Raw genomic sequence first — 26,668 nt, forward strand, 5'->3', positions numbered from 1 at the left:
AGGGGGTCTCGGTGTCAAGCGGGGGTTTCGGTCTCGGTTCGAGCGATCAGCGCAGCCCGGCGAAGAACGCCCGGATGTCGCCGGCGAGAACATCGGGACGCTCCAGCGACGCGAAGTGCCCGCCCTCGTCGAAGCGGCTCCAGTGCACGATGTTCGAGTTGTCGCGCTCGGCGAACACCCGGATCGTCTGGAAGTCGTCCTTGAACACGGCGACGCCGGTCGGCGCCGCGTTGATCTGAGGCTCCGCCTCTTCACCGGCATCGGCGCGGGCGTTCTCCAGGTAACTGCGGCTCATCCCGGAGGCGGCGTTGGCGAACCAGTTCACGCTGACCTCGAGCAGGATCTTCTCCAGCGGCACGAGCGAGGTGCCGTTGCCGAAGTTGTTGAACAGCTCGCTGTATGCCAGGAGCCCGAGCGGCGAGTCGCTGAGTCCCGCGGCGATCGTCTGCGGCCGTGAGGAGTTCATCGCGTTGTAGCCGCCGACCGACTGGAACCACTGCATGTGCTCGAGGCCCGCGTAGTCGGCCGGCTCCAGGCGCTCGAACTCGGACGGGTCGCCCGAGGGGAAGGAGAACAGCTGGAGGACGTGCAGGCCGAGGAAGCCCTCGGGGTTCAGCAGGCCGAGTTCGCGGGCGACCATCGCGCCGTTGTCGGAGCCGTGGATGCCGTAACTGTCGTAGCCGAGTCCGCGCATCAGCTGGTCGTAGGCTGCGGCGACCCGGGCCGTGGTCCAGCCGGCGGAGGCGAGGGGCTGCGAGTAGCCGTAGCCCGGAGCATCCGGGATCACGACGTCGAAGGCATCCTCGGCCCGACCGCCGTGCGCCACCGGGTCGACGAGCTGGTCGATCATCTCGAGGTAGTCGATCGACGATCCGGGGTAGGTGTGCGCGAGCAGCAGCGGAGTCGCACCCTCGTGCGTCGAGCGCACGTGGATGAAGTGGATGCTCTGTCCGTCGATCTCGGTCGTGAAGTGCGGCACCGCGTTGATCTTCGACTCGGCAGCGGCCCAGTCGAAAGCGCGCCAGGCGTCCACGGCTTCGCGCAGGTAGGAGTTCGGCGTGCCGGCGTCCCAGTCGTCCACGGGAGACGGCTGCGGCAGGCGGGTGCGGGCGAGGCGGTCCTGGAGGTCGGCGACTTCTGCGGCCGAGACGGAGACGGTGAACGGGCGGAAGGTGAGGTGTGTGTTGTTCATGTCTTCGACGATACGAGCCTATTAGGTCGGATATGCTCCTAATAGACCGACGATTCTGGAGAACTTTCATGGCTGATCCGACGGCGCGTTTGCTGGCACTGCTCTCCCTGCTTCAGGCGAGCCCGGAGCGCTCGGGGCGCGAGCTGTCCGAACGTCTCGGCGTCGCGACCCGTACCGTACGCCATGACATCGAGCGACTCCGCGAACTGGGCTACCCCGTCGACGCGACTCGCGGCGCGGTCGGCGGGTACCGCCTCGGCGCCGGCGGAAAGCTGCCCCCGCTGCTGCTCGACGACGAGGAGGCCGTGGCCGTGACGGTGGGCCTTCGTGCCGCGGCCGGGATCGCCGGAGTCGCCGAGTCCGGGACAAGGGCGCTCGCGAAGCTCGAGCAGGTGCTGCCGTCGCACCTTCGCCCTACGGTCGACGCCCTCCGGTCGAGTGTCGATCGCGCTCCGGAGAACAACGACACCGACGCCCCCGACCCGGAGGTCGACGCCTCGGCGCTCCAGGCCATCGCGAACGCCATCCGGAACACGGAATGGCTGCGCTTCGACTACGAAGGACGGCCCGTGCTGGTCGAGCCGTACCGGCTGCTCACCTGGCACCGCCGCTGGTACCTCGTCTCCCGCGACCCGCAGACCGGCGAATGGGGCACGCATCGCGTGGACTGGATGGAGCTGCGGATGCCGACGCGCCGCCGCTTCGAACCGCAGCCTCTTCCCGGAGGCGATTACACCGCGTTCGCCATGCGGACCATCGCCGTGAGCGGCTGGGCGGTGCACGCCCGCCTGCGCATCGATGCTCCGGCCGAGGCCGTCCTCGACCGGATCCACGCCGCGGTCGGCGTCGTGGAGCCGGTCGACGACGATCACTGCATCCTGGTCACCGGCGCCGACAGCCTCGATACGGTGGCCGCCTACATCGGGATGCTGATGATGGACTTCACCGTGGAGAGCCCGCCCGAGCTGATCCCTCGCCTGCAGGTGCTCTCCGAGAGATACAGCCGCGCGGTGGCCGGCTCCGCGGTCGACTGACGCGCTAAGCGCCCTTGAGTCGCTCCGCGAGGTACTCGTGCAGGCCGTCGATCGAGATGCGCTCCTGCGCCATCGTGTCGCGGTCGCGCACGGTGACGGCGTGGTCATCGAGCGAGTCGAAGTCGACGGTGACGCAGAACGGCGTGCCGATCTCGTCCTGACGACGGTACCGGCGGCCGATGGCGCCGGCATCGTCGAAGTCGATGGCCCAGCGTCCGCGGAGTCCGTCCGCGACCTCGCGGGCCAGCGGGGACAGCTTCTCGTTGCGCGACAGCGGCAGCACGGCGACCTTCACGGGGGCGATCCGCGGGTCGAGCTTGAGCACGGTGCGGATGTCGGTGCCGCCCTTGGCGTTGGGCACCTCCTCCTCGCGGTACGCGTCGACGAGGAATGCCATCATCGAGCGAGTGAGACCGAAGGACGGCTCGATCACGTACGGCGTGTACCGCTCACCGGACGCCTGATCGAAGTACGACAGGCTCTGGCCGGACGCCTCGGCGTGGCTGGAGAGGTCGTAGTCCGTGCGGTTGGCGACACCCATGAGCTCGCCCCACTCCTTGCCGGGGAAGCCGAAGCGGTACTCGAAGTCGATCGTGCCGGCGGAGTAATGCGCCCGCTCGTCTTCGGGGACGTCGAACTGGCGCATGTTCTCGGGGTCGATGCCGAGGTCGATGAACCACGCCCAGCAGACCTCGACCCAGTGCTCGAACCACTCCTGCGCCTCGGCGGGCGGGGTGAAGTACTCGATCTCCATCTGCTCGAACTCGCGCGTGCGGAAGATGAAGTTGCCGGGTGTGATCTCGTTGCGGAAGGCCTTGCCGACCTGGCCGATGCCGAACGGCGGCTTCTTGCGGCTCGCGGTGAGCACGTTGGCGAAGTTCACGAAGATGCCCTGCGCTGTCTCCGGGCGCAGGAAGTACAGACCTGACTCGTCGTCGACGACGCCGAGGTAGGTCTTGACGAGGCCGGAGAACGCCTTCGGCTCGGTGTACTGACCCTTGTTGCCGCAATTGGGGCACGGGATGTCGGCGAGGCCGTTCTCGGCCTTGCGTCCCTTGCGGGCTTCGAAGTCCTCGATGAGGTTGTCGGCACGGAAGCGCTTGTGGCAGCTGAGGCACTCCACGAGCGGGTCGGTGAAGGTGGCGACGTGGCCGGATGCCTCCCAGACGCGCTTGGGAAGGATGATCGAGGAGTCGAGGCCGACCATGTCGCCGCGGCCGCGGACGAAGGACTGCCACCATTGCCGGCGGATGTTCTCCTTCAGCTCGGTGCCGAGGGGCCCGTAGTCCCAGGCGGAACGCGAGCCGCCGTAGATCTCACCCGCTTGGAAAACGAACCCGCGGTGGCGGGCGAGGGCGATGACCTTGTCGAGGCGGGACTGTTCGGCCATGGTGGCTCCAATGGTCGGATGCTGCGGGATGAACCCGTGATCACGGGCACCCTCAATCCTATCCGCGGTGGCGCAGCGCGTCAGCGGCGAGCAGCTCTCACTCGGTGAAGAGGTAGCCCCGCTCGACGTCGAAGCCGGCGATGCGCAGGCCGCGGCCGAGCAGTTCCTCCATCTCGGAGCGCAGACGCAGGCGCCACTCGTGAGCGGCGTCCGGGTCGGTGGCGCGCATGGACTCGACGTCTGCAGGGATCTCGAGTGTGGCGACGACGCTGTCGGCTGCCGGCGGCTTGGCGATGTCGGCCAGCCCCCACGCGACGTCGAGCCGGTCGCTCTCGTCTCCGGCGTCGCCGCCCCCGAAGATGCCGTATCGGTTCACGGCGTAGCCGGTCACCCTGGCGCCGAGCACAGTGAGGAAGAAGTGCGCGTTACGGGCGACCAGCGGATCGAACGTCCACGTGATGCGGCCGACGTCGCGCGAGAAGGCCCACTGGCGCTGGTGCTCCTTGAGCTCGCGCCCCCAGCCGCGGCCGCGGTACTCCGGCAGCAGGGCGGTGATGTGCGAGTGCATCGCGCGGTTGCCCGGCTCGCCGAAGAACGCGATCGATGCGCCGACCATGCGCGCATCGTCGCCCTCGCCGTCGAACAATCCGACCACGTAGTTCCCCGACTGCTGCAGCGCCCGCAGCGTGCCGGCGTCGATGACGCGCTCTCGGCCCCGGATGGAGTCGAGCAGCCCCTGGGCGTCGATGATGAGTTCTACGGTGTCGAGATCGCGGATGGTTCGCACCCACACAGGTTATCCGAGCGGGCGTACGGTGGAGGAATGCCAGCATCGGACGTCGCACTCCCGCAGAGCTCGCGAGACACCCGCTTCTTCGGCCAGCCGTGGGCGCTGGTGCATGTGTTCGGTGTCGAGATGTGGGAGCGGTTCAGCTTCTACGGCATGCAGGGGATCCTGCTCATCTACCTGTACTTCTCGATCGCGGAGGGCGGGCTCGGCCTGCCGCAGGCGGTCGCCGGCGGCATCGTGGGCGCCTACGGCGGCTCGGTGTACCTGTCGACGATCCTCGGCGCCTGGCTCGCCGACCGCCTTCTCGGGTCGGAGCGCGTTCTGTTCCTCAGCGCGATCGTCATCGTCGCCGGACACATCGCCCTCGCCGTCCTCCCTGGCTTCCTCGGGGTCGGGGTCGGCCTGGTCCTCGTCGCCCTCGGGTCCGGTGGACTCAAGGCGAACGCGACCTCCGTCGTCGGAAGCCTCTACAGCGCGGACGACCCCCGTCGCGACGCGGGCTTCTCGCTGTTCTACCTCGGCATCAATCTCGGCGCGTTCATGGGACCGATCCTCACCGGACTTCTTCAGTCCTCACTCGGCTTCCATTTCGGCTTCGGCCTCGCCGCGATCGGGATGACCCTGGGGCTCATCCAGTACTCCTTCGGCCGCAAGGCGCTGCCCGCCGAAGCCAGGGAGGTGCCGAACCCGCTTCCCGCGGCGCGCTACCCCCTCATCGGGATCATCGCTGCGGCCGGGATCGCCCTCGTCGTCGTGCTCGTGCTGCTGGGCGTGATCCGCGCCGACAATCTCGCGAGCATCGTGATCCTCGGCACTCTGGTGGCGACGATCGCCTACTTCGCCGTGATCCTGAGCAGCCGCCGGATCGATGCGACGGAGCGCTCGCGAGTGTGGGGCTTCCTGCCGCTGTTCGTGACGAGCGTGGCGTTCTGGTCGCTGTACCAGCAGCAGTTCACCGTGCTCACGGTCTACTCGGACGAGCAGCTGGACCGGAACCTGTTCGGGTGGGAGATGCCGGTCTCCTGGGTGCAGTCGATCAACCCGGTGTTCATCATCATCCTCTCCGGCATCTTCGCCGCGATCTGGACGCGCCTCGGCACGCGCCAGCCCTCGACGCCGGTGAAGTTCGCCCTCGGCGCGATCATCATGGGAGCGGCGTTCCTGCTGTTCCTGCCGTTCGCCGGTGGTGGGCCGAACTCCACGCCGCTGCTCGCCATCGTCGGAATCCTGCTGGTCTTCACGATCGCCGAGCTGCTGATCTCACCGGTCGGCCTGTCGGTGACGACGAAGCTCGCCCCCGCCGCGTTCCACACCCAGATGGTCGCGCTGTTCTTCCTGTCGATCGCGCTGGGCACGGCGATCTCGGGATGGCTCGTGCAGTTCTACGACCCGAAGAACGAGGTGCCGTACTTCTCGATCCTCGGCGGCATCGCGATCCTCGTGGGCGCGGGCCTGCTGGTGTCGGTCAAGCCCGTGCTCGCTCTCATGAAGGGCGTCAGCTGAGCGCACGCCGACGTCGGCGACCGTCTCACCGGTTCGGGAACGCCTCTCCCCCGCCGGCTGCGAGGGCCTCCGCGACGATGCTGATGTGATCGCCGCCCATGTCCTTCGTCATCACCGGGAGCATCCCGTCCCAGAACGCGAGCACGGCGCCCCGCGCCTGCATCATGCCCGCCGGTCGCGCCAGCGCCCAGAGGTGCAGATGCGCCGAACCGTCGTTCCAGCGTGCGAAGTGGCAGCGGGCGACGCCCGGGATGCTCTTGACAGCCTTCGAGATGCGCTGCATGAGCGGACCGTAGGCGGCGAGCACCTCGTGCGGAGCATCTTCGAGCAGCCAGTGCTCACGCGGGGAGATGGCCCCCACGAAGGGAAGCCCGCCGATGTCCCATCCAGCCCGGACCTGCCAGAGATCGTCCTGCCAGATGGTGAACTCGCTCGGCGCGCACGACGAGCAGTTCTCCGGGTCGAGCTCGCCGTTGCGTGGCTTCTCCGGCACGAGCATCGGCTCCAGCGGCCGCATCGTGATCTCCTCGAACGCCCACGGCAGGCCCTCGGTCAGCGCCGAGGCATCCAATCGCTCACCGAACGGAAGACGGGCGTGGAAGGCGGTGTCGGCCGGATGCTGCTCGAAGGGTGCGTCGCTCATCCACTCATGAAAGCAGATGGTCGGGCGTGCAGCGCGCTTCAGCGCCGCCGATAGGTGACGTGCGTGACGAGCGAGGTGGCGCGCACGGATACGCGCTCGAGCTGCTGCGGCGGAACGCCGTCGAAGACCCGCTCGCCGGCTCCGAGGATGCACGGCGTGATGTGCAGGCGGAGCTCGTCGAGCAGGCCGGCGGCGAGGAACTGGTTCACCGTTCTCGCGCCACCGGCGATCGAGATGTCCTGCCCGCCCGCGGCGTCACGGGCCCGGTCCATGGCGGAGTGGATGCCGTCGGTGACGAAGTGGAAGGTGGTGCCGCCCTCCATCTCGATGGGATCGTGCGGGAAGTGCGTGAGCACGAAGACGGGGTTGTGATACGGCGGGTTCGGTCCCCACCATCCGCGCCAGTCGCGGTCCCACTCGCCCCGCACCGGACCGAACATGTTGCGCCCCATGATGGTCGCGCCGGACTCCACGATCGCGTCGACTTCGGCGCGGTTCTCCTCGTAGGCGTCGAACATCCAGCCGTGCAGCCATGTTTCGTCGATGTCGCCGAACGGAGCCTCCTCGCGTTGATCCAGCCCGGTGGCGAATCCATCGGCCGAGACGGCCAGGTCGCTGAAGACGATGCCCATGCTGTGACTCCTCGCTGAATGCGGACCCCTCTGGTCTACGCGCTCCGATCGGCCCCCGTCAACGCGAGATCGTGTACGCGTCCGGATCGCCGTCGCGCGGCGGCCGCAGTCGATCCGGGACGGGCCATGGCAGGACGAACTGCTGCGTGGGCGGACGGGTGACGTCGCCGAAGTCGTCGACCTTCACCACGATGCGCCCCGGCGTGCTCTCGTCGTCTGGTGTCACCTCGACGATGCGCACGCGCAGCGGACGGTCGCCCTCGCCCTCCAGCATCCAGGCGTCTGCGAGCCACGCGATGCCGTGCTCCTCGAGTGCGATCTCGGCATCCAGCCACTCGGTGGCCTCCGACGCGGGCCGACCGAGCACGTCGATCGCCGCCCAGTCCTCGCCGGATTGGAGTATCCAGCCGAGCAGTTCACCGTCGTCGCGACGATGGGGGATCCAGTCTGTGCGAGTCATCCCTCGATGCTATTCCGAGGCGTCCGCGCCGACCTCAGTGCGTGTACTCCATGAGTTCGACGCCGAGCACGCGGAAGGCGTCGTGGGCCCGCAACCGATGCGTGATCGAGAGATCGTCGAAGCAGACGATGAGCGTGTACGCGACGCCGGAGCGGGGGCCGGCCAGCACACCGGATTCCGCCCTCACGCCGCGGTCGCGTCCGGTCTTGTTGATGAAGAGCAGGCCGTGCGCGTCGTGATCGTGCGCGAAGGGGTCGAGGCCCGTGGATGCGGCGACGAGGCTGAGGTCCTGGTTCAGGCTCAGCCACTCGGACACCTGTGCGCTGACGGCGGCGTCGACGACCGCCGAGTTGACGAGAGCCGAGAAGAGACCGGAGAGTTCACGGGCGGAGCCGACCGCCACCTGCGGAGCGTCATCCGGACCGCGCGTGTCACGGAAGCGGTCGAGCAGCGCTGTACTGACCAGCCCGAGTGCGTCGATGCGCTCGCGCACACGGTCGTGACCGACCCTCTGCAGGAGCGCGTTCACGGCGATCGGGTCACCGGCGGTCGCGGCCAGCACGGCGAGATCCGACAACGGCAGCGCCGGTGCTCGCAGGTGACGCCACAACCCGGACGACGACACCGGATCGACTGATGCGCGTTCGATGATCTCGAGCGGATCCAGCGAGCCGCTCTCGAAACCGGCGGCGACCTCGATCAGCAACGGCACCACGCCGAGGCCCGCAACGGGCATCGTGACGTGGTCGTCGCCGGAGAGCACGGGGTCACCGCTGTCGAGATCGACGACGTGGACGGACACCTGAGCACCGGCCTCCGCCAGCATCTCCAGCGCGCGCAACGTCGATGTGAACGACCGGCGGCCGATGGCGGCGCGACGCGGCAGACGCCTGCTGGTCCGCTGGGAACGGCGCAGCATGGCGTGCGAAGGCTCGGGGGGAGTGCCCACGCGTGATCCTTACCGAGGGGGGTGGATGGCGGGATACCGCGGGGCTCATCCCCCGGCGGCAGGCCTATCGTAACCCCCGCCGGGTGAGGAACCTCAGCGAACTCAGGAGATGGTCACCAGATCGTCACACGCGAGCCTGCCGGGAGCCACAGAGCATCGGATTCGTTCACCTCGAACGCCTCGTAGAAGGCGTCGATGTTGCGCACGATCTGGTTGCAGCGGAACTCGTTCGGCGAGTGCGGGTCGATGGTCAGCAGACGCAGCGTCTCGGCGTCCCTGCTCTTCTGCTGCCATACCTGCGCCCATGACAGAAGCAGGCGCTGAACCCCGGTCAGCCCGTCGATCACCGGCGCGTCGGAACCCGCGAGGGACAGCTCGTACGCCTTCAGCGCGATGCCGAGCCCGCCGAGGTCGCCGATGTTCTCGCCGATCGTCAGCGCCCCGTTCACGTGGTGCTCGGCATCCAGCCCCACCGGCACGAGCGCCTCGTACTGGGCGATGAGCGCCTTCGTGCGCTCCTCGAACGCCGAGCGATCGGCATCCGTCCACCAGTCCTCGAGCTTGCCCGAGCCGTCGTAGCGGCTGCCCTGATCGTCGAAACCGTGGCCGATCTCGTGCCCGATCACGGCGCCGATGCCGCCGTAGTTCGCGGCCGCATCACGTGTGGCGTCGAAGAACGGGTACTGCAGGATTGCCGCGGGGAAGACGATCTCGTTCATCGACGGGTTGTAGTACGCGTTGACCATCTGCGGCGGCATGTGCCACTCGGAGCGGTCGATGGGCTTGCCCACCTTGTCGATGTGGCGGTCGTGCTCGAAGATCGCGGCGCGACGCACGTTGCCGAACAGGTCGCCTCGATCGATCTCGAGAGTGGAGTAGTCGCGCCACACCTCGGGGTGGCCGATCTTCGGGGTGAAGGCGTCGAGCTTGGCGAGCGCGCGCTCGCGGGTCTCCGGGCTCATCCACTCGAGGTCGGTGATGCTCTGCCGGTACGCCTCGATGAGATTGGCGACGAGCTCGTCCATCGCGGCCTTCGCCGTCGGGGGGTAGTGCCGCTCGACGTAGACCTTGCCGATGGCCTCGCCCAGCGCCCCCTCGGTGACCGAGACGCCGCGCTTCCAGCGCTCGCGGATCGAGGGCACTCCGGAGAGCTCGGTGCCGTAGAAGGAGAAGTTCTCCTGCACGATGTCGTCGGTGAGGTAGGGGGCGGCGGCGTGCACGACCTGCGCGCGCAGCCACGACTTCCACTCGTCGAGACGCTCCGGGGTCAGCAGCGCGCCCAGGCCTTCGAGGAAGCTCGGCTGGGAGATGACGACCTCGTCGAAGGCCGCCGGGTTCGATGGTGCGACGGCCTCGCGCCACGGAGCGAGGTCGACGCCGGCGAGCTCGAGGATCTCGGACCAGGTCTTCAGGTTGTACGTCTCGACGGCGTCGCGGCTGCGCACGTTGTCCCAGTGGTGGGTGGCGAGGTCGGCTTCGAGCGCTGTGGCGCGCTCGGCCTCAGCCGCCGGATCCGCGATCCCCGCGAGCGCGAGCAGGCGCTCCAGGTGCGCACGGTACGCGGCGCGGGTCTCCTCGAACGTGTCGAGGCGGTAGTAGCTCTCGTCGGGCAGTGAGAGACCGGCCTGCACGAGGATCGGCACGTAGCGCTCGGGGTCACCCGGGTCGCCGTCGACGTAGAGGCCGATCAGGTGCGCGCGGCCGTCACGGTCGTAGGCGCCGACGGTGCGCAGGAAGGAGGGGATGCTGTCGATCGCGTCGATCTCGGCGAACGTCTCGGCGAGCGGAGTCGTGCCGGCGGCGTCGATGCGGTCCGTGTCCATGAAGCTGGCGAACAGGTCGCCGATCTTGCGGGCGAGGGTGCCGGGCTCGGCCTCCTGGGACTCCTCGATGATCGCGCGAACGTCGGCTTCGGCCTGTTCCGCCAGAAGGTGGAAGGAGCCCCAGCGCGCCTTGTCGCCGGGGATCTCGGTGCGGTCGAGCCACGCACCGTTGACGTGGCGGTACAGATCATCCTGCGGGCGGATGTCGGAACTGAACTCTTCTGTGGCGAGGCCGGAAGGGAGCAAATCTGTCATGCGCCCCAGCCTATGGCCCGAGGCGGACACCGGGTCGGGCGGATGCAGGGCGAGCGTCTGGCTCGGAGATGTGCGCTTCGCGCGGACGAATTCCGAGAATCCGGCCGAGGGAAGCGCGTTTCACCGAGCCAGGTGCTGTCGCTCGGTGCGGTCAGCGACGACGACGGATGCCGAGACGGCGCCGGCGCGCGGGCGGATCGGGTTCCGAGGCGGGTGCCGGTGCGGGCGCCCTGAGTCGGGCCGCGCGACGCTCGGCCCAGGCGGAGATCTCAGCATCCACATCGCGCGTCGATGTGACGACCGGTGGTCCGCCCTGCAACTGCCGGCGCGCCTCGACCACCCGGCGGTTGAAGTCCTCCAGAACCGTGCGCACATCCTCCTCGCGACCGAGAAGGTCGAGCTGATCGTCGAGCTCGCGATCCTCCGTGCGCAGCAGCAGCGCCGGCGGGCCGAGACCGGTGAGGTTCTCCCGCTCGATCTTGCGGCGGATCCACCAGTCCGGGTCGTGGTGCGTGCCGAGCCCCTCGAGCGGCTTGCCGGCGCCGGGGAGATCATCGAACTCGCCTCGGCGGATGGCGAGCTGGATCGAGGTCTCGATGAAGGCTGCCTTGTTCTCGGCGTTCAGCGTCATGGACGCCTCTTCAGCGGCATCCTGAGCAGGATCCTCGCCGGCCTGTCGCTGCGCACGGTAACGGGCGGCGTTGTTCATGGCATCTGACACGGGCACCTCCGGCTGCGTCCGGTCCATCCAGGATACGTCGACGGACGCGGCATCCGCCCGGTCCCTGCGCGACCGTCGTGTCCGCGCCAGCCCATAGGCTCATCGGGTGACCACGCGCGCCTCCCTCAACCGAGAGATCCTGCGCCTCGCCGTCCCCGCCCTCGGCGCCCTGGTCGCCGAGCCGGCCTTCCTCATCGTCGACGCGGCCCTGGTCGGCCACCTCGGCACCACGCCGCTCGCCGGCCTCGGCATCGCCGGCGCCGTGCTGCAGACGATCGTCGGACTCATGGTGTTCCTCGCCTACTCGACCACGCCGGCCGTCGCGCGGCGGTTCGGCGCCGGCAAGCCGGGAGATGCGGTCTCGGCAGGAATCGACGGGATGTGGCTCGCGCTCGGGCTCGGCGCCGTGCTCGCGATCGTCGGCGCTGTGTCGTCGCCATGGCTGGTCTCCCTCTTCGGGGCGAGCGACGCGGTCGCCGCCGAGGCGAACGCGTATCTGGTGGTGTCGATGTGGGGTCTGCCCGCGATGCTCATCGTGTTCGCCGCCACGGGACTGCTGCGTGGCATGCAGGACACCGTCACGCCGCTCTGGATCGCCGGGCTCGGCTTCGGCGCGAACGCCCTGCTCAACGTGCTGTTCATCTACGGCTTCGGCTGGGGCATCGCCGGATCGGCCGTCGGCACCGTGACCGCGCAGTGGGGGATGGTGGCCGCCTACGCGATGGTGATCCGTCGCCTCGCCACCAAGCACAGCGCATCGCTGCGCGCCAGCGGCGGCGGCATCCGCAACTCGGCGCGCTCGGGCGGCTGGCTCTTCCTGCGCACCGTCAGCCTGCGCGTCGCGCTCCTCGTCACCGTGGGTATCGCCACCGGGATCGGCACGACGGAACTCGCCGGGTGGCAGATCGTGTTCACGATCTTCTCGGCGGCGGCGTTCGCGCTCGACGCCCTCGCGATCGCCGCACAGGCGCTGATCGGCAAGGAGCTCGGCGCGGGCGACGAACAGCAGGTGCATCGCGTGCTCCGGCGCACGGTCGCGTGGGGCGCATGGTTCGGCGTGATCGTCGGCGCGCTGATCGCGGCGCTGTCCGGAGTGCTCGGCATCGTCTTCACGGGGGATGCCGAGATCGCAGCCCTCATCCAGCCGGCGCTGCTCGTACTCGCCGTCGCACAGCCGGTGGCCGGGGTGGTCTTCGTGCTCGACGGCGTGCTGATGGGCGCGAACGACGCGCGCTACCTGGCGATCGCCGGCGCGCTGAACCTCGTGCCGTTCCTGCCGGCGCTGTGGATCATCGCCGCGACCGGAGTCGACGGAGGCGCCGGTCTCGTGTGGCTGTCGCTCGCGTTCTTCGGTGTATACCTGCTCGCGCGTCTGGCGACCCTCGGGTGGCGGGTGCGATCCGGACGCTGGGTGGCGGCAGGGGGCTGATCCTGCCGTGCGCGAGGATGGTGGCATGACCCCTGACCTTCCCTGGCCGGGCGACGCCGAGACCGTCATCCGATGGGTGCGGGCCGCGCTGCAGCCGACCGACGCCGAGCTGGTCCGCGGCCTCGAGAACGTGCGCATCTCCGCCGACGTGTCCGGATCGACCCTCGAGTCGCTCTCCGTCGACGCGAGCGGAGTCGAACTGACTCTCCTTCCCGCACCGGATCCGCTGACGGCGGAGACGGCGGCACCTCCCGAACCCGAGGTCGTGCAGCGGCGCCCCGGGGTGCTGCGGAATCTGCGGCTTACCGCCGATCCCGTGCGGGTCGAGGGCATCGCGGTGTCGATCGACGTCCAGATCAGCGACGTCCCCGTGGAGTGGCTCGTCTATGCGGAACCCACGGCCCCCGGCCAGCCGGAGACGATCCACGGGATCGACCTCGCCGACGGCGGTGCGGGGATCCGCGGCTCCCTCACCGCCTCGCTCCGCGCCCAGGACCTCACTCCCCTGCTCTCATCCCTCGTCCGTCCGGTGCTTCACGGCTACGGCATCCGCCTGAGCCGGCTGAAGGCGACGGTCACCCAGGACGGTGCCGACGGCGTCCGCATCGAGGCCGGTGCCGGCATCCGCTGGCGTCTGCTGGCCGCGTCGGCCCGCGGCAGCGCACGGGTCCATGTGTCCCCGGACGGGATCGTCACGCTCCGCGACCTCACGATCGGCAGCCGCAATCCCTTCGTTTCGCTCGCGCTTCGAGCGGTCCGCCGCTCGGTGCAGGAGCAGATCGGCAAGAGCTTCGACCTGAATGACGACCTCAGCGTGGCCGGTGGCCCTCGGCTGACCGACGTGCGCGTCGTCGCCGGCGACGACCTCACCGTCTCGGCACGGCTGGCCTGAGCTCTTCGCGAGACTGGCGGACTCCGTCAGCCGTCAGCGTCAGGCGTTCTCGAGCTCTGCGATCACGATCTTCTTCATCTGCATCAGCGCCTGCGTCTGCTCAGGGCGCTCCATCAGCCTGCCGAGATCGGCGGGCACCACCTGCCAGCTCACGCCGAACCGGTCCTTGCACCAGCCGCACGCCTCCGCTCCCGGAGCGGCCGAGAGCGCGTCCCAGTAGTAATCGATCTCGGCCTGGTCGGCACAGTTGATCACGAACGAGATCGCCTCGTTGAAGGTGAACGCAGGCCCCCCGTCGATGCATCCGAACGGCATCCCGTTGAGAGTGAACTCGCCGTTGATGACCTTGCCGCTCATCCCCTCGAAATGCTCGCTGAGCGATTCGTCCGGGTAGGTGGTCACCTGATCGATCGACGAGTTCGGGAACACGGAGACGTAGTACTCCATCGCCTCCTGCGCGTTGTCCTCGAACCAGAGATAGGGACGGATGGTGGTGAGAGCTGCCACAGTGGCCTCCTTGATCGGCACTCACGCTACGCCCGCCGCCTCGGTCTGTCGAGGGGTGCCGGACACCTCGCCGGCCTGCGTCCGGCGGTGCATGACGTAGCCCCAGGTGGCGAGGCCGAGCAGCGGTCCCCACAACCAGAACGGGAACGTCAGCAGAAGCAGAAAGCTGTCCTTGGCCGGCCCCACGCCCTCGAGGGCGAACTCGATCCCCGCCGCCGTGAACAGCACGCTCACGACGGTCGCCGGGATCACCGCGAACGCGACCGGCACGGCACGGCCCCCGACGCCGGCGAGGAACCGCGGGAACCGCTCCCCCCACGGCCTGATCAGGCCGAGTGTGAGCACGCCGCCGGTGAGCATCGCCAGGCCGAGCAGCAGCCCGGTGAGCCGCATCGCCGGCTCGAGCGTGAACATCTCGGCATCCCCGCCGAGCAGCGGCCACGGCGTCAGCCACGATGCCCGGGCCACCACGTACGGCAGTGCGCAGGCGGCGGCCACGACGGTGATCGCGACCCGGTGTCGCAGCACGGCACGCGCGAATGCACCGTGCGCGCCGGCCGTGGTGATGGTCCAGACGACGAGTCCCGCCGCCGCGATGACGTGAGCGAGAGCGAGACAGGCGTGCGGCAGCACCGATCCGAAGGACCCGACGATCCTGGGCAGCAGCACCGCAGCCTCCAGATCGAGAACCGCGTACGTCGCCAGAGCGACGACCACTGTCGCCAGTACGATCCCGAGCCAGGGCCTGCGCAGCACGGTCAGGGTGACGAACGCGGCGATCCCGACCAGCACCGTCAGCATGAAGGAGTACCCGGCGGCCGCGATCACCCCACCCGGTGTGGTCGCGGCCAGCAGCGCCGCGGCCAGGAGGGCGGCGGCGCGCACGCCGCGAACCGGTGCTCCCGCGCGCACAGAACGCCGGGTCGCCAGCGCGGTGACGGCCACGACGATGACGCCGAGCGCCCCACTCAGGGCGACGGCGAGCTCGACGCCGGTGCCGAGGCGGCCGAGAAGGCTTGTCGGCAGAGTGCCGAAGAACCCCGGGATGAGCATCCGCAGCAGAGAGACGACGGCGGCGGCGGATGCGGCGACGGCGGCGAAGAGAAGGACGAGAACTCGAGAGCGATCTGACATGCCTCCACGCTAGAAACGCTCTCGCGCGGAGACATCGCCCGTACGGGTCGACCCGGTCACCCGCGCGAGCGACCCGACCCTTCAAAGAGCGCAAAGGGCTGCATTTGAGCCCCGGATCGAGCCGTTTGCGCTCTCTGAAACGGGGTTCGGGCGATCGAAACGCGGTCAGGCGCCCGGCCGCAGCACGCCGTTCTCATACGCCCAGATCACCACGTGCACGCGGTCGGGCACCCCGAGCCCGGCGAGCACCGCCTTCACGTGGGTCTTCACGGTGTTCACCGAGAGGAAGAGACGCCGCGCGATCTCCTCGTTCGACGCGCCGGTGGCGAGCGCCCGCGCGACGTCCTGCTCGCGCGGGCTGAGCCGGGCGAGCGCGGCGTCTGCGTCGACGGCGGGGCGACCGCTGCGGACGAAGCCGATCACCGCCGCCGTCGCACGCGCGGACAGCACCTGATCGCCCGCGGCGACCGCGACCGCGGCATCCGCGAGCTCCGCGACGCTCGCGTCCTTCGTGAGGAAGCCGCTCGCCCCCTCGCGGATCGCGGCGTACACGTACTCGTCCAGGTCGAAGGTCGTCAGCACGAGCACACGGAGGCTCGGGCGGATGCGCAGAACCTCACGGGTTGCGGCGATGCCGTCGATCCCAGGCATGCGGATGTCCATCAGCACCACATCGACGGTGTGCGCCCGGACGTATTCGATCGCCTCCTCGCCGGAGGCGACGGCCGCGACGTCGGCGACGCGCTCATCGCGGGCGAGCATCACCGCGACCGCATCGCGGAAGAGCTCCTGGTCGTCGACGATCAGCACGCGGATGCTCATGAGGCGCCCTTCTCCGGTGCGACGGGGAGGTCGATCCGCACGGTCCAGCCGCGCGGGGCGCGTTCCCGGGTCGTCATCACGCCTCCGGCCTGCCGCACGCGTTCGCCGACGCCGATCAGGCCGGTGCCGGTGCCAAGCCCGCCGGTGCCGAGCCCGCCGGGGCCGTCGTGAGTCGTGTCCGAGCCGCCGTCGTCCGTCACCGTGGCGAGCAGGCCGGTCGGCGACCACACCAGCCGCACGTCGATGCGCACCGGAGGGGACGTGTGGCGCACCGCGTTGGTGAGCGCCTCACGCACGGCGTGGTGGAGCGCCAGCGCCGCCCCGGGGCTGAGAGGTGCACGGTCGCCGACTTCGACGAATTCGACCTCGCTGCCCGGCCGGCGCACAGCCTCGACCAGCTCGGTGAGTGAATCGAGGGTCGGCAGCGGGCGGAGCGGTGCATCGCCGTCGTCCGCGACGACCGAACGCATCCCGCGCAGAGCGTCCCGCCCGGTGTCCACGACGATCCCCAGCGCGCTATCACTGCGCGCCGGATCGTCATCAAGAAGGGCACGAGCCACTTCTGCCTGAGCGATCATCACCGTCATCGAGTGGGCGACGATGTCGTGCAGGTCGCGGTTGATCCGCATGCGCTCTTCGGCGATCGCCCGCTCGACGCCTGCCTGCATCCGATCCTCCGCCTGCGCCCGCCGCAGCCGGAGCAGCCGTCCGACCGCCCAGGCGGCGCTGACGGCGCCGGTCAGGCCGATGAAGGCGCCGAACCGCGGCCCGTCATGGAACTCCAGCTCCGTCGACGCGATCAAGGCCGCCCCGAAGACGCCGCTGCCGAGCGCGAGCACGCCGATGAGCGGGCGGCACTGCAACGCGACCTGACCCAGGACGAGCAGGTAGGCGAAACTCGACGGGAACAGTGCGGCCGAGACCTCCCGCAGCCCGGGGACCAGGGCGAGAGCGGTCATGATCGCGCTCGCGCCGGCGAGTGCGACGAGCGGGTTCCGCACCGCCAGCAGCGACAACAGGTGCAAGCCGGCGAAGAGCCCGATAGCGACTGCCGTCATCGCGGCATCTGGGCGCGTCTCGGGTTGCGTGAGCACGGCGATGCTCGCCGGCAGCAGCACGACGAGAGCGACGATCGCCACGAGCACGTCGACGCGCAGCCAGCTGCGCCATCCGCGCCCCGACGGCGCAGCATCCGATTCCGTCTGCATCCTGCTCATGCTCTCACGCAGCCCCGAGACGCGGATCACCCTTTCGGGTGACTCATCCGGCGTAGCGGCGGCACCACTCGTACATGATCACGGCCGCCGCGGCGCTCGCGTTGATCGAGCGGGTGGAGCCGTACTGGGTGATCTCGATGTGCCCGGATGCCGCGGCGAGCGCCTCTTCGGACAGCCCAGGCCCCTCCTGCCCGAACAGCAGCACGCAGCGCTCCGGAAGCTCCGCGCGATCGACCGGGACGGCGCCGTCGACGTTGTCGACCGCGATGACCGGGACACCTTCGGCGGCGGCCCAGGCGGCGAAGGTGGCGATGTCCTCGTGATGCACGACGTGCTGGTAGCGGTCGGTGACCATTGCGCCCCGCTTGTTCCAGCGGCGGCGCCCGATGATGTGCACGGTGTCGGCGAGGAAGGCGTTCGCACTGCGCACGATCGAGCCGATGTTCATGTCGTGCTGCCAGTTCTCGATGGCGACATGGAACGGATGCCGCCGCGTGTCGAGGTCGGCGACGATCGCCTCCATCCGCCAATAGCGGTAGCGGTCGATGACGTTGCGGGTGTCGCCGTCCGCGAGCATCTCCGGGTCGTACTGCTCGCCGTCCGGCCATTCCGAAGGTCCGCCGGGCCAGGGGCCGACGCCGTGGGTGGTGCGCTCGGGCGTCTGCTCATCCATCCCGCCAGGCTATCCGGCACAAGCGCGACGCCAGGTCAGTCGACGATCACGAAGAGAGTGCTCGACCAGATCACGAACCAGATCGCGCCGATCGCGATGAGCGGCAGGAGGGTCAGGAGCCTTCTCCCCCACCCGCCCCGACGCAGCGCGAACGCGGTGACGACGAGGCAGATCGCAGATCCGATCAGCGCCGCGACGGTCACCGGCCAGCCAGTCTGCGTCTCGACCCCGCTCCTCCATTCGCAGTGGCGTCCGGCGGGCATCGCGGTGATCTCGGCTCGGCTGACTTCACGGTCATTCGTTTCGCTGCTGGCCCGGCACGAGTCCACGACATGGGCACCGGCATCCGCAGCCTGCGAGATCGCGGCCGTCGCCACCGGGAAGACGCACAGCACCGCCAGCAGCAGGAGCACCCACCAGGTCGCATTCGCTCGCTTCGCCGGCATGTCGACCTCCCCCTCGATGCGTCACGTCTCTTGTAGCACGCGAACCTGCTGATCCGGGAGCTCCGGCTGAGGCCGATCCGGCCATGAGCGGCGATTAGGCTCGACATCATGTCTGCCGAAACCGCGCACCGCACCGTCCGGATCCTCACCTGGGCCGGGCTGGCGACGGGCGTGATCGGCGGTCTGCTCATCGCGTTCCCGAAGGCGCTCGCCTTCGGAGGCCCCTGGGTGCAGCTCGCGCTCGGCATCGCGACCCTGATCCTCGCGTTCCGCGCACGCAAGGCGGGAATCGCCGACGTCTCCGACTTCGACGGTCGCCTCTCGCTCTTCGCGGCCCTCCTCGGCTTCGGCGTGGTGTTCTTCGCGAGTCAGGCCGCCTACAGCCTCATCGCGGCAGCGTCTTAGGCTGGAATCGTGGAATCCCCCGCAGCGGACGACTACCTGAAGACGGTGTACGCGCACACCGAATGGCAGGATGCGCCGATCACCCCCTCGGTGCTGGCGGCGAAGCTCGGCATCGCGCCGTCCAGTGTCACCGAGATGGTGAAGAAGCTCGCGGCCGCGGGGCTCGTCTCGCACGTGCCTTATGGGGCGGTGCGGTTGACGGATGCCGGAACGCGGCGCGCCCTCGCGATGCTGCGGCGACACCGGCTCATCGAGACCTGGCTGGTGCGCGAGTTCGGCTACGCCTGGGATGAGGTCCACGACGAGGCCGAGGTGCTCGAGCACACGATCAGCGACCGGCTCCTGGAAGGCATCGACGCTCGGCTGGGCCGACCGCGGTTCGACCCGCACGGCGACGCGATCCCGGATGCTGACGGCGACGTCGAACGCGAGCCGTTCGTGCTGCTGGCCGATGCGGCGCCCGGGCACGGCGGACGCGTGCTGCGCGTCGATGACCGCGACCCTGCGCTGCTGAGGTCGCTGGAGGCGGCGGGAGTCGTCGTCGGCGCCGAGATCGAGGTCTCCGCCGCGGGCGTGGCCGTCGACGGCACCAGGATCGATGTCGACGGCGCTGCGCGCTCGGTCTGGCTCACCGCCTGACCCGCAACACGTCACCCGCGCCCCATATGCTGTGCGCATGGCACAACGCGACGACATCGAATGCTGGCTCACCGACATGGACGGCGTGCTCGTCCATGAGAACGCCGCCATCCCCGGGGCCTCAGAGCTCCTCGCCGGATGGGAGAGCGCCGGCATCCCCTACCTGGTGCTCACGAACAACTCGATCTTCACCGCGCGCGACCTCTCGGCCCGCCTCCGCACGAGCGGTCTGCATGTGCCCGAGGACCGCATCTGGACCTCCGCGCTGGCCACGGCCGACTTCCTGCATTCGCAACTGCCGGGCGGCTCGGCCTTCGTGATCGGCGAAGCCGGCATCCTCACGGCCCTGCACGACGCCGGGTACATCATGACCGAGACCGATCCTGACTTCGTCGTGGTCGGTGAGACGCGCAACTACTCGTTCGAGGCGATCACCAAGGCCATCCGCCTCATTCTCGGCGGCGCGCGCTTCATCGTCACGAACCCGGACGCCACCGGGCCGAGCGCCGACGGGCCGCTGCCGGCGACCGGAGCGATCGCCGCCCTCATCACCAAGGCGACCGGCAAGGAGCCCTACGTCGTCGGCAAGCCGAACCCGATGATGTTCCGCTCGGCACTGAACAAGATCGGCGCGCACTCGAAGCGCACCGGCATGATCGGCGACCGCATGGACACCGACGTCGTCGCCGGCATCGAGGCCGGCCTGCACACCGTGCTCGTCCTCACCGGGATCAGCGACGAGGTCGAGATCGAGAAGTACCCGTTCCGCCCGGACGAGATCGTGCAGTCTGTGGCCGATCTGCTGCCGCGCATCACCGAGTCGATCACGACGATCAAGACGAAGAAGTGACGCATGGGCGTTCTCGACGAGGGTGAGCGGGTCAGCGCCGCGGATGCTGCCGCCTGGCGCGTCTGGCTCGACGAGAACCACGCGCGGGCGGCCGGCGTGTGGCTGCTGAGCGTGCGCGGCAGCGGTGCGGTCGGCGTCGGCTATGAAGACGCGGTGCGCCAGGCGCTGTGCTTCGGGTGGATCGACGGCCCCGTCCGCACCTTCGACGACGCGACGGTCGGGCAGTGGTTCTCTCCGCGCCGCGCCTCCAGCGGCTGGGCGGCGACGAACAAGGCGCGACTCGCCGAGCTGGAGGCAGCGGGTCTGCTCGCGCCGGCCGGCATTCGCGCGATCGAGGTCGCGAAGGCGAACGGCTCCTGGGAGATGCTCGACGGACCGGAGGCGGGTATCGAGCCGCCGGAGTTCGCCGCCGCTCTGGATGCCGACCCCGCCGCCCGCGCCACGTGGGACGCGTTCCCGAAGTCGGTGAAGAAACTCGGCCTCACGCTCATCGCGACGGCGAAGCGACCCGAGACGCGGAGCGCCCGCATCGCGAAGATCGTGGCGGATGCGGCAGAGGGGAAGCGCCCATGACCGAACGCGATCTCTTCTTCATCGTGATGATCGCCATCAGCGCCTCGGCACTGACGGTGTTCATCGTGCAGTTCGTGCGCTCGCGCCGACGCCGCGACGACGACGGCCGATCCGGCAACTGGTGGGAAGGCCCCTGGGACGAGGACAAGCGCTGAGCGGCGCGCCCGGCCTCAGGCCGGTGGTCCCCCTGGCGTGATCTCGCCGGTGCCGCGCGGGATGAGCGTGGTCGGCACCTGCATCCGCACCGGAGCGGCCTCGTCCCCCTCCAGCCGGGCGAAGATCCGCTCCGCCGCCAGCACCCCGATCCGCTGAGGATCCTGGGCGACCACTGTCACGCCCGGTTCCACGAGATCGGCGAGCGGGAGATCGTCGAACCCGACCAGCGCGACGGAACGCGACAGCCCGGCCTGCCGCAGGGCGTGCAGCGCTCCGATCGTGATGATGTTCTGGGCGCTGAAGACGGCGGTGGGCGGGTCATCCCCCGCAAGCAGCGTCGCGAGCGCTTCCGCCGCCGCCTCGGCATCCGCCAGTTCGGTGACGATGAGCTCGTCCGCCGCAGGGATTCCGGCTGCGGCGAGCGCGTCGAGATACCCGTCGCGCCGCTGGCTGGCGGTGACGAGCTCGAGGCGGTCCGCGAGCAGCGCGACGCGCCGATGCCCGTGGGCGATGAGGTGAGCCGTGCCCATCTCGGCTCCGGCCCGGTTGGCGCTGGCGACCGTGTCGAGATCGGGCTCTTCGGGCTCGCGGTCCACGTATACGACCGGCACGCCACGATCACGGATCAGCGCCAGATACTCGGGGTGGCTCACCGCCGTCGTCAGGATCAGCCCGTCCACGCGTCGCTGCAGGAACGTCCGGACGGCGTCCGATTCCCGGCGCGCATCGTCGTCCATGCTGGCGGCGAAGACGGCGACGCCCCGTTCGGCTGCAGCGTCCTCGACGGTTCGGTGGATGATTCCCGCGAACGGGTTGTCCACGCTTCCGACGAGCAGGCCGAGGGTGCGGGTGCGCCCGTCGGCCCGGCGCAGGCTTCCGGCCTGCAGATCGACCTGATAGTCGAGCTCGCGCACCGCATCCCACACGCGCTTCGCCATCGCCGGCGTGACGTTCGGTTCGCTGTTGATCACGCGCGAGACGGTCTTCACTCCCGCGCCCGCCAGCGCGGCGACGTCCTTCATGGTTGCCCGTCCGCGCGGTGGCGTCGGCATTGACATCGATGTCACAGTTCGGTCTCATTCCTCGAAAGTCACCTTGACTCTAGTTCAGGCTTCGACTAGAACTACTTTTGACATCGTTGTCAACCAGGCGACGACCGCCGAGAGGAATTCAATGAAGAACATCACCCGACGCAGCCGCGTTCTCCTGGCTGCCGTTTCCACATCCGCAGCGCTCGCGCTCACGCTGACCGGATGCGCGAGCTCCACCGGCGGCGCAGGCGACCAGCCGGCCGGCGACACCATCGGCGTGTCACTGATCGTGAAGACCAACTCCAACCCGTTCTTCATCGCCATGCAGGACGGCGCCAAGGCCGCGGCCGAGAAGGACGGCGTCACGCTCACCCTTGCCGCAGGCAAGGAGGACGGCGACGAGGACACCCAGATCCAGGCCATCGAGGCCGCGATCTCCAAGGGCGACAAGGGCATCCTGATCACCCCGAACGGACCCGCGGTGCTCGACGCGATCGAGAAGGCCCGCGACGCCGGCATCTTCGTCATCGCACTGGACACCGTGCCGGACCCCGCCGACGCCGTCGACATCACCTACGCGACCGACAACTACCTCGCCGGCCAGTACATCGGCCAGTGGACCGCGCAGAAGCTCGACGGCGCCGAAGCCGTCATCGGACTCATCGACCTGTTCGACGACAAGGCCGTCAGCGTGGACTACAACCGCGACCAGGGTTTCCTCGACGGCCTCGGCATCGAGCTCGGTGACGACCAGGTCAACGGCGACGAGGAGCCGAGCGGTTCCTACGCCGGCGGCAAGGGCGGCGAGTACACGATCGTGGGCAGCGAGGCGTCTCAGGGTGCCGAAGACGGCGGACGCACCGCGATGGAGAACCTGCTCGCGAAGAACGCGGACATCAACGTCGTCTACACGATCAACGAGCCGGCAGCATACGGCGCCTACCAGGCGCTCGAGGCCGCGGGCAAGAGCAAGGACGACGTGATCATCGTCTCGATCGACGGCGGCTGCGCCGGCGTCGGCCAGGTCGAAGAAGGCATCATCGACGCGACCAGCCAGCAGTACCCCGTCGCCATGGCCGAACTCGGCGTGAAGGCGATCGTCGAGCTGGTCAAGGACGGCAAGAAGCCCGAGGTCACCGAAGGCCTCGACTTCTTCAACACCGGCGTCAAGCTCGTCACCGACCAGCCCGCCGAGGGCGTCGAATCGATCGACACCGCCGAAGCCACCAGCATCTGCTGGGGCGGCAAGTAAGCACCTGATCCCCGTGGATGCTGCGGCCGAGCGCTCTCGCCCGGCCGCAGCATCCCTGGACTACCGACGGAAGTGAAACCGTGACGCAACCAGCCACCTCAACCCTGGACCTCGCTGCCGAGTTCCTCGATCGGCGCACGCCGGTCGACCGCCTTCGCGGGGTGCTCCACCGCTACCCCGCCATCAGCCCCGCCGTCGTGCTCGTGATCGCCGTCATCGTGTTCGGCGTGATCAACCCGCGCTTCTTCGCAGCGGCGAACCTGTCTCTCGTGCTCGACCAGGTCTCGGTCGTCGGCACCGTCGCGATCGCCCAGACGCTGATCATCCTCACGGCCGGAATCGACCTGTCGGTCGGGGCACTGATGATCGGCACGTCGATGGTGATGGCGCAGACCGCTGCCAACAACGGCCTGCCCGCTCCGGTCGCCCTCTTCCTCGGACTCGTCGCGGCCCTCGCCGCCGGCGCGCTCAACGGCCTGCTGGTGACCCGGGTGAAGCTCCCCCCGTTCATCGCGACGCTCGGAACCTTCAACGTCTTCATCGCTCTGACCCTGCTGTACAGCGGCGGTCAGACGATCCGCAAGACCGACATGCCCGAGCTGATGACCTGGACGGCCACCGCCCTGCCGCTCGGCGACGTGCGCCTGACCGTCGGCGTCATCATCATGCTCGTGCTCTACGCGATCGTGGCCTACATCCTCGGACGCACCGCCTGGGGCCGACACGTCTACGCCGTCGGCGACGACGAGGACGCCGCACGCCTGGCCGGCATCTCGACCAAGAAGGTGCTCCTCAGCGTCTACATCGCCGCCGGAGCGATCCTCGCGGTCGCCGCCTGGATCCAGATCGGACGCTCGGGCGCTGCCAGCCCGAACGCGGGCGCCGATCTGAATCTCGACTCCATCACCGCCGTCGTGATCGGCGGCACGTCGCTCTTCGGCGGCCGCGGCATCATCTGGGGAACGCTGCTCGGTGCGATCATCGTCGGCGTCTTCCGCAACGGCCTGTTCCTCGCGGGCGTCGACGGTCTCTACCAGACCCTCGCAATCGGCATCCTCGTCATCGTCGCGGTCGCCATCGACCAGTGGATCAGAAAGGTACGGAAGTGACTCAGACCGCGCAGGAACCAGTACAGGCTCCGGCCCCCACCCGGGTGCCGGTGCTCGAGGCCAAGCGCCTCGTGAAGACGTTCGGCCGCGTCGTCGGCCTCGACGGTGTCAGCCTCCAGCTGCACGCCGGGGAGGTGCTCGCCGTGATCGGCGACAACGGCGCCGGCAAGTCGACGCTCATCAAGTGCCTGACCGGCGCCTACATCCCCGACGAGGGGCAGCTGCTCCTCGACGGGCAGGAAGTGCACTTCAAGGGTCCGCAGGATGCGCGCAATGCCGGCATCGAGACGGTGTACCAGAATCTCGCCGTCTCGCCGGCGCTCGATGTCGCATCCAACCTGTTCCTCGGACGCGAGCGTCGCAAGCCCGGCATCCTCGGTTCGGTGTTCCGCGCCCTGGACACTTCGGGGATGCGCAAGGAAGCGCGCGATCAGGTGCTGAAGCTCGGCATCTCCACGCTGCAGGACGTCACCGTCTCCGTCGAGAACCTGTCCGGCGGGCAGCGCCAGGCCGTGGCAGTTGCGCGAGCGGCGGCGTTCGGCTCGAAGGTGGTCGTGCTCGACGAGCCCACGGCGGCACTCGGCGTGCGAGAGTCCAACCAGGTGCTCGAGCTGATCGAGAATCTGCGTGGAAGCGGCGTGCCCGTCATCCTCATCTCGCACAACATGCCGCACGTGTTCCAGGTCGCCGACCGCATCCACGTGCAGCGTCTGGGCAAGCGCGCCGCCACGATCACCCCGCAGTCGCACAACATGACGGATGCGGTGGCGATCATGACCGGAGCGGCGCAGGCGTGAGCACCGACCAGGTGACGCTGTACGCGGAGTTCACCGCCGTTGCAGGCGCGGAGGCCGAGGTCGAGGCGTTGATCCGGGGATATGCGCAGGCCGTCCGCGCCGATCCCGGCAACGTCGCATTCGACGTCTACCGCCGGGTGGAGACACCGGAGCGATTCTTCGTGTTCGAGGCATACCGTGATCGGGACGCCTTCAACGCTCACCTGGGCGACGAGGCGGGGAGCGCGTTCAACGCGAAACTGAGGCCGAGAATCGTCGAACCGCAGAGCGTGCTGTCGTTCCTGACGCCGGTCACCGAGTCGTGAGCCGCACGCACGTCCTCGTCATCGGGGAGGCTCTCGTCGACATCGTCCACCGCTCCGATGGACGGATCGACGAGGCCCCCGGGGGGAGCCCCGCGAACGTGGCTCTGGCTCTGGGGAGGCTCGGCGATTCCCCGCGGCTGCTGACGCAGCTCGGGGATGACGCTCACGGCCGGCGGGTCCGGGAGTGGCTGGAGGAATCGAACGTCGAGATCGTCGCCGCACCGGCTCCGCGCACGGCCACGGCGACCGCCCACCTCGATGCGAGCGGCTCTGCGCGCTACGAGTTCGACATCACCTGGGCCCTCAGCCGCGCCACCGGTGTGCCGGCAGACGGCGTCTCGATCGTGCACACGGGTTCGATCGCCGCACTGCTGGCTCCGGGAGCGGATGCTGTGCGCAGCATCCTCACCGCCCTTCGGGAATCTTCACTGATCACCTACGATCCCAACGTGAGGCCCGCCCTGCTTCCGGACCGGGATCGCGCCCGGCGCGACGTCGAGTCCTTCGTCGCCCTCGCCGACCTCGTCAAGGCCAGCGACGAGGATCTCGCCTGGCTGTACCCCGGCTCCGATCCGCTCGAGATCGCATGGGCATGGCTGAAGACGGGACCCGCAGTGGTCGTGGTGACGACCGGCGCGGGCGGCGCGTTCGCCGTTTCGCGACAGGGCGTGGCGCACGTTCGCGGTCATCGTGTCGACGTCGTCGATACGGTCGGCGCGGGCGACACGTTCATGAGCGCCCTCATCCACGGCCTCCTCCAGACCGGCCTCTCCGGCGCCACCGCGCGCGATGGCCTCCGCAGCATCGGCACGGAAGCGGTGACGAGCCTGCTCGCGCTCAGCGCTCAGGCGGCGGCGATCACGGTGTCACGCCCCGGTGCGGACCCGCCTCGACTGGCCGAACTGCTCGCGGCGCCGCTCTCGCACTGAGCGGCGCCGCGCACCACCGCGCCGGATCGACTGCGTATCGTCGGAGATTCGCGGCAATCTCGGACGAATTCAGCCTGAAGGTCCGAAACAGGCGCAACTCTCCGAAGATG

The 26,668-nt window shown here is 69.1% G+C and carries 30 protein-coding genes; 14 read left to right on the forward strand and 16 right to left on the reverse strand.

The genetic code is table 11. From position 1 onward, the window contains the following. Nucleotides 1-46: 46 nt before the first annotated feature. On the reverse strand, nt 47-1,192 hold the full coding sequence (locus tag CUR96_RS10810; protein ID WP_102193326.1) for an epoxide hydrolase family protein: 1,146 nt from the start codon (nt 1,190-1,192) through the stop codon (nt 47-49). A gap of 68 nt (nt 1,193-1,260) precedes the next feature. Here CUR96_RS10810 and CUR96_RS10815 point away from each other — a divergent pair, with 68 nt between their 5' ends. Then, nucleotides 1,261-2,226, forward strand: coding sequence for a helix-turn-helix transcriptional regulator (locus CUR96_RS10815; RefSeq protein WP_102193327.1), 966 nt, complete (start codon nt 1,261-1,263; stop codon nt 2,224-2,226). Between the two features lie 4 nt (nt 2,227-2,230). On the opposite strand, the gene CUR96_RS10820 is transcribed toward CUR96_RS10815, so the two are convergent. Together CUR96_RS10820 and CUR96_RS10825 are read right to left on the reverse strand one after the other, a co-directional pair. Then, nucleotides 2,231-3,616, reverse strand: coding sequence for a glycine--tRNA ligase (locus tag CUR96_RS10820; protein WP_102193328.1), 1,386 nt, complete (start codon nt 3,614-3,616; stop codon nt 2,231-2,233). Between the two features lie 97 nt (nt 3,617-3,713). After that, the gene (locus CUR96_RS10825) at nt 3,714-4,403 is read right to left on the reverse strand and encodes a GNAT family N-acetyltransferase (RefSeq protein WP_102193965.1); all 690 of its coding nucleotides are present in this window, start codon (nt 4,401-4,403) and stop codon (nt 3,714-3,716) included. Between the two features lie 36 nt (nt 4,404-4,439). Between CUR96_RS10825 and CUR96_RS10830 the strand changes: the two genes are divergently transcribed. Further along, nucleotides 4,440-5,909: a peptide MFS transporter gene (locus CUR96_RS10830; RefSeq protein ID WP_102193329.1), complete on the forward strand. Its 1,470-nt coding sequence runs from the start codon at nt 4,440-4,442 to the stop codon at nt 5,907-5,909. Between the two features lie 25 nt (nt 5,910-5,934). On the opposite strand, the gene CUR96_RS10835 is transcribed toward CUR96_RS10830, so the two are convergent. The 6 genes from CUR96_RS10835 to CUR96_RS10860 all read right to left on the reverse strand — a co-directional run bounded on the left by CUR96_RS10835 (nt 5,935) and on the right by CUR96_RS10860 (nt 11,419). Continuing rightward, the gene (locus CUR96_RS10835) at nt 5,935-6,552 is read right to left on the reverse strand and encodes a hypothetical protein (RefSeq protein WP_102193330.1); all 618 of its coding nucleotides are present in this window, start codon (nt 6,550-6,552) and stop codon (nt 5,935-5,937) included. A gap of 38 nt (nt 6,553-6,590) precedes the next feature. Continuing rightward, nucleotides 6,591-7,184, reverse strand: a complete 594-nt coding sequence (locus CUR96_RS10840; protein ID WP_102193331.1) for a dihydrofolate reductase family protein — start codon at nt 7,182-7,184, stop codon at nt 6,591-6,593. A 58-nt stretch (nt 7,185-7,242) separates the two neighbouring features. Then, entirely contained in the window at nt 7,243-7,644 is a 402-nt protein-coding gene (locus CUR96_RS10845; protein WP_102193332.1) for a hypothetical protein, read from the reverse strand. Between the two features lie 34 nt (nt 7,645-7,678). Further along, nucleotides 7,679-8,563 carry a serine hydrolase gene (locus CUR96_RS10850; RefSeq protein ID WP_102193333.1) on the reverse strand — a complete coding sequence of 295 codons (885 nt, stop codon included), beginning with the start codon at nt 8,561-8,563 and terminating at the stop codon, nt 7,679-7,681. A gap of 143 nt (nt 8,564-8,706) precedes the next feature. Next, nucleotides 8,707-10,671 carry a M13 family metallopeptidase gene (locus CUR96_RS10855; RefSeq protein WP_102193334.1) on the reverse strand — a complete coding sequence of 655 codons (1,965 nt, stop codon included), beginning with the start codon at nt 10,669-10,671 and terminating at the stop codon, nt 8,707-8,709. 151 nt (nt 10,672-10,822) lie between these two features. After that, nucleotides 10,823-11,419, reverse strand: coding sequence for a DUF1992 domain-containing protein (locus CUR96_RS10860; protein WP_102193335.1), 597 nt, complete (start codon nt 11,417-11,419; stop codon nt 10,823-10,825). Between the two features lie 79 nt (nt 11,420-11,498). Here CUR96_RS10860 and CUR96_RS10865 point away from each other — a divergent pair, with 79 nt between their 5' ends. Together CUR96_RS10865 and CUR96_RS10870 are read left to right on the forward strand one after the other, a co-directional pair. Beyond that, nucleotides 11,499-12,821 carry an MATE family efflux transporter gene (locus CUR96_RS10865; RefSeq protein WP_102193336.1) on the forward strand — a complete coding sequence of 441 codons (1,323 nt, stop codon included), beginning with the start codon at nt 11,499-11,501 and terminating at the stop codon, nt 12,819-12,821. Nucleotides 12,822-12,846: 25 nt separating this feature from the next. Continuing rightward, nucleotides 12,847-13,713 (forward strand): hypothetical protein, encoded by an 867-nt coding sequence (locus CUR96_RS10870; RefSeq protein ID WP_102193337.1) that lies wholly within the window; start codon nt 12,847-12,849, stop codon nt 13,711-13,713. A 39-nt stretch (nt 13,714-13,752) separates the two neighbouring features. On the opposite strand, the gene CUR96_RS10875 is transcribed toward CUR96_RS10870, so the two are convergent. The 6 genes from CUR96_RS10875 to CUR96_RS10900 all read right to left on the reverse strand — a co-directional run bounded on the left by CUR96_RS10875 (nt 13,753) and on the right by CUR96_RS10900 (nt 18,512). Next, a complete protein-coding gene (locus CUR96_RS10875) occupies nt 13,753-14,220 on the reverse strand; it encodes a VOC family protein (protein ID WP_245861204.1) in 468 nt (155 codons plus the stop codon). Nucleotides 14,221-14,241: 21 nt separating this feature from the next. Then, the gene (locus tag CUR96_RS10880) at nt 14,242-15,354 is read right to left on the reverse strand and encodes a hypothetical protein (RefSeq protein ID WP_102193338.1); all 1,113 of its coding nucleotides are present in this window, start codon (nt 15,352-15,354) and stop codon (nt 14,242-14,244) included. 165 nt (nt 15,355-15,519) lie between these two features. Then, a complete protein-coding gene (locus CUR96_RS10885) occupies nt 15,520-16,176 on the reverse strand; it encodes a response regulator transcription factor (RefSeq protein ID WP_102193339.1) in 657 nt (218 codons plus the stop codon). Continuing rightward, nucleotides 16,173-17,384, reverse strand: coding sequence for a sensor histidine kinase (locus tag CUR96_RS10890; RefSeq protein ID WP_180969006.1), 1,212 nt, complete (start codon nt 17,382-17,384; stop codon nt 16,173-16,175). The genes CUR96_RS10885 and CUR96_RS10890 overlap by 4 nt, the downstream gene beginning before the upstream one ends. Nucleotides 17,385-17,436: 52 nt before the next feature. Beyond that, nucleotides 17,437-18,066: a TrmH family RNA methyltransferase gene (locus CUR96_RS10895; RefSeq protein ID WP_102193341.1), complete on the reverse strand. Its 630-nt coding sequence runs from the start codon at nt 18,064-18,066 to the stop codon at nt 17,437-17,439. A 35-nt stretch (nt 18,067-18,101) separates the two neighbouring features. Then, the gene (locus tag CUR96_RS10900) at nt 18,102-18,512 is read right to left on the reverse strand and encodes a hypothetical protein (RefSeq protein ID WP_102193342.1); all 411 of its coding nucleotides are present in this window, start codon (nt 18,510-18,512) and stop codon (nt 18,102-18,104) included. A gap of 108 nt (nt 18,513-18,620) precedes the next feature. Here CUR96_RS10900 and CUR96_RS10905 point away from each other — a divergent pair, with 108 nt between their 5' ends. From CUR96_RS10905 to CUR96_RS18610, 5 genes are read left to right on the forward strand one after another with little or no spacing between them, the layout of a single operon-like run. Then, nucleotides 18,621-18,917, forward strand: coding sequence for a hypothetical protein (locus CUR96_RS10905; protein WP_102193343.1), 297 nt, complete (start codon nt 18,621-18,623; stop codon nt 18,915-18,917). 9 nt (nt 18,918-18,926) lie between these two features. Further along, the gene (locus CUR96_RS10910) at nt 18,927-19,556 is read left to right on the forward strand and encodes a metal-dependent transcriptional regulator (RefSeq protein ID WP_102193344.1); all 630 of its coding nucleotides are present in this window, start codon (nt 18,927-18,929) and stop codon (nt 19,554-19,556) included. Between the two features lie 37 nt (nt 19,557-19,593). Continuing rightward, on the forward strand, nt 19,594-20,406 hold the full coding sequence (locus CUR96_RS10915) for an HAD-IIA family hydrolase (protein ID WP_102193345.1): 813 nt from the start codon (nt 19,594-19,596) through the stop codon (nt 20,404-20,406). A gap of 3 nt (nt 20,407-20,409) precedes the next feature. Then, the gene (locus CUR96_RS10920) at nt 20,410-20,979 is read left to right on the forward strand and encodes a YdeI/OmpD-associated family protein (protein ID WP_102193346.1); all 570 of its coding nucleotides are present in this window, start codon (nt 20,410-20,412) and stop codon (nt 20,977-20,979) included. Then, nucleotides 20,976-21,134: a hypothetical protein gene (locus CUR96_RS18610; RefSeq protein ID WP_180969007.1), complete on the forward strand. Its 159-nt coding sequence runs from the start codon at nt 20,976-20,978 to the stop codon at nt 21,132-21,134. Before CUR96_RS10920 ends, CUR96_RS18610 begins: the two co-directional genes overlap by 4 nt. A 15-nt stretch (nt 21,135-21,149) precedes the next feature. On the opposite strand, the gene CUR96_RS10925 is transcribed toward CUR96_RS18610, so the two are convergent. Then, a complete protein-coding gene (locus CUR96_RS10925) occupies nt 21,150-22,157 on the reverse strand; it encodes a LacI family DNA-binding transcriptional regulator (RefSeq protein ID WP_102193347.1) in 1,008 nt (335 codons plus the stop codon). Nucleotides 22,158-22,308: 151 nt separating this feature from the next. Here CUR96_RS10925 and CUR96_RS10930 point away from each other — a divergent pair, with 151 nt between their 5' ends. From CUR96_RS10930 to CUR96_RS10950, 5 genes are all read left to right on the forward strand, one after another. Next, nucleotides 22,309-23,418 carry a substrate-binding domain-containing protein gene (locus tag CUR96_RS10930; protein WP_102193348.1) on the forward strand — a complete coding sequence of 370 codons (1,110 nt, stop codon included), beginning with the start codon at nt 22,309-22,311 and terminating at the stop codon, nt 23,416-23,418. 80 nt (nt 23,419-23,498) lie between these two features. Then, complete coding sequence (locus tag CUR96_RS10935) at nt 23,499-24,527, forward strand: ABC transporter permease (protein WP_245861205.1); 1,029 nt, start codon at nt 23,499-23,501, stop codon at nt 24,525-24,527. Then, nucleotides 24,524-25,324 (forward strand): ATP-binding cassette domain-containing protein, encoded by an 801-nt coding sequence (locus CUR96_RS10940; protein ID WP_102193350.1) that lies wholly within the window; start codon nt 24,524-24,526, stop codon nt 25,322-25,324. Before CUR96_RS10935 ends, CUR96_RS10940 begins: the two co-directional genes overlap by 4 nt. Beyond that, nucleotides 25,321-25,629 (forward strand): putative quinol monooxygenase, encoded by a 309-nt coding sequence (locus tag CUR96_RS10945; RefSeq protein ID WP_102193351.1) that lies wholly within the window; start codon nt 25,321-25,323, stop codon nt 25,627-25,629. The genes CUR96_RS10940 and CUR96_RS10945 overlap by 4 nt, the downstream gene beginning before the upstream one ends. Further along, the gene (locus CUR96_RS10950) at nt 25,626-26,558 is read left to right on the forward strand and encodes a carbohydrate kinase family protein (RefSeq protein ID WP_102193352.1); all 933 of its coding nucleotides are present in this window, start codon (nt 25,626-25,628) and stop codon (nt 26,556-26,558) included. The genes CUR96_RS10945 and CUR96_RS10950 overlap by 4 nt, the downstream gene beginning before the upstream one ends. Nucleotides 26,559-26,668 lie beyond the last annotated feature (110 nt).

This window comes from Microbacterium aurantiacum (assembly GCF_002872075.1).
Classification (GTDB): Bacteria; Actinomycetota; Actinomycetes; order Actinomycetales; family Microbacteriaceae; genus Microbacterium; species Microbacterium aurantiacum_A.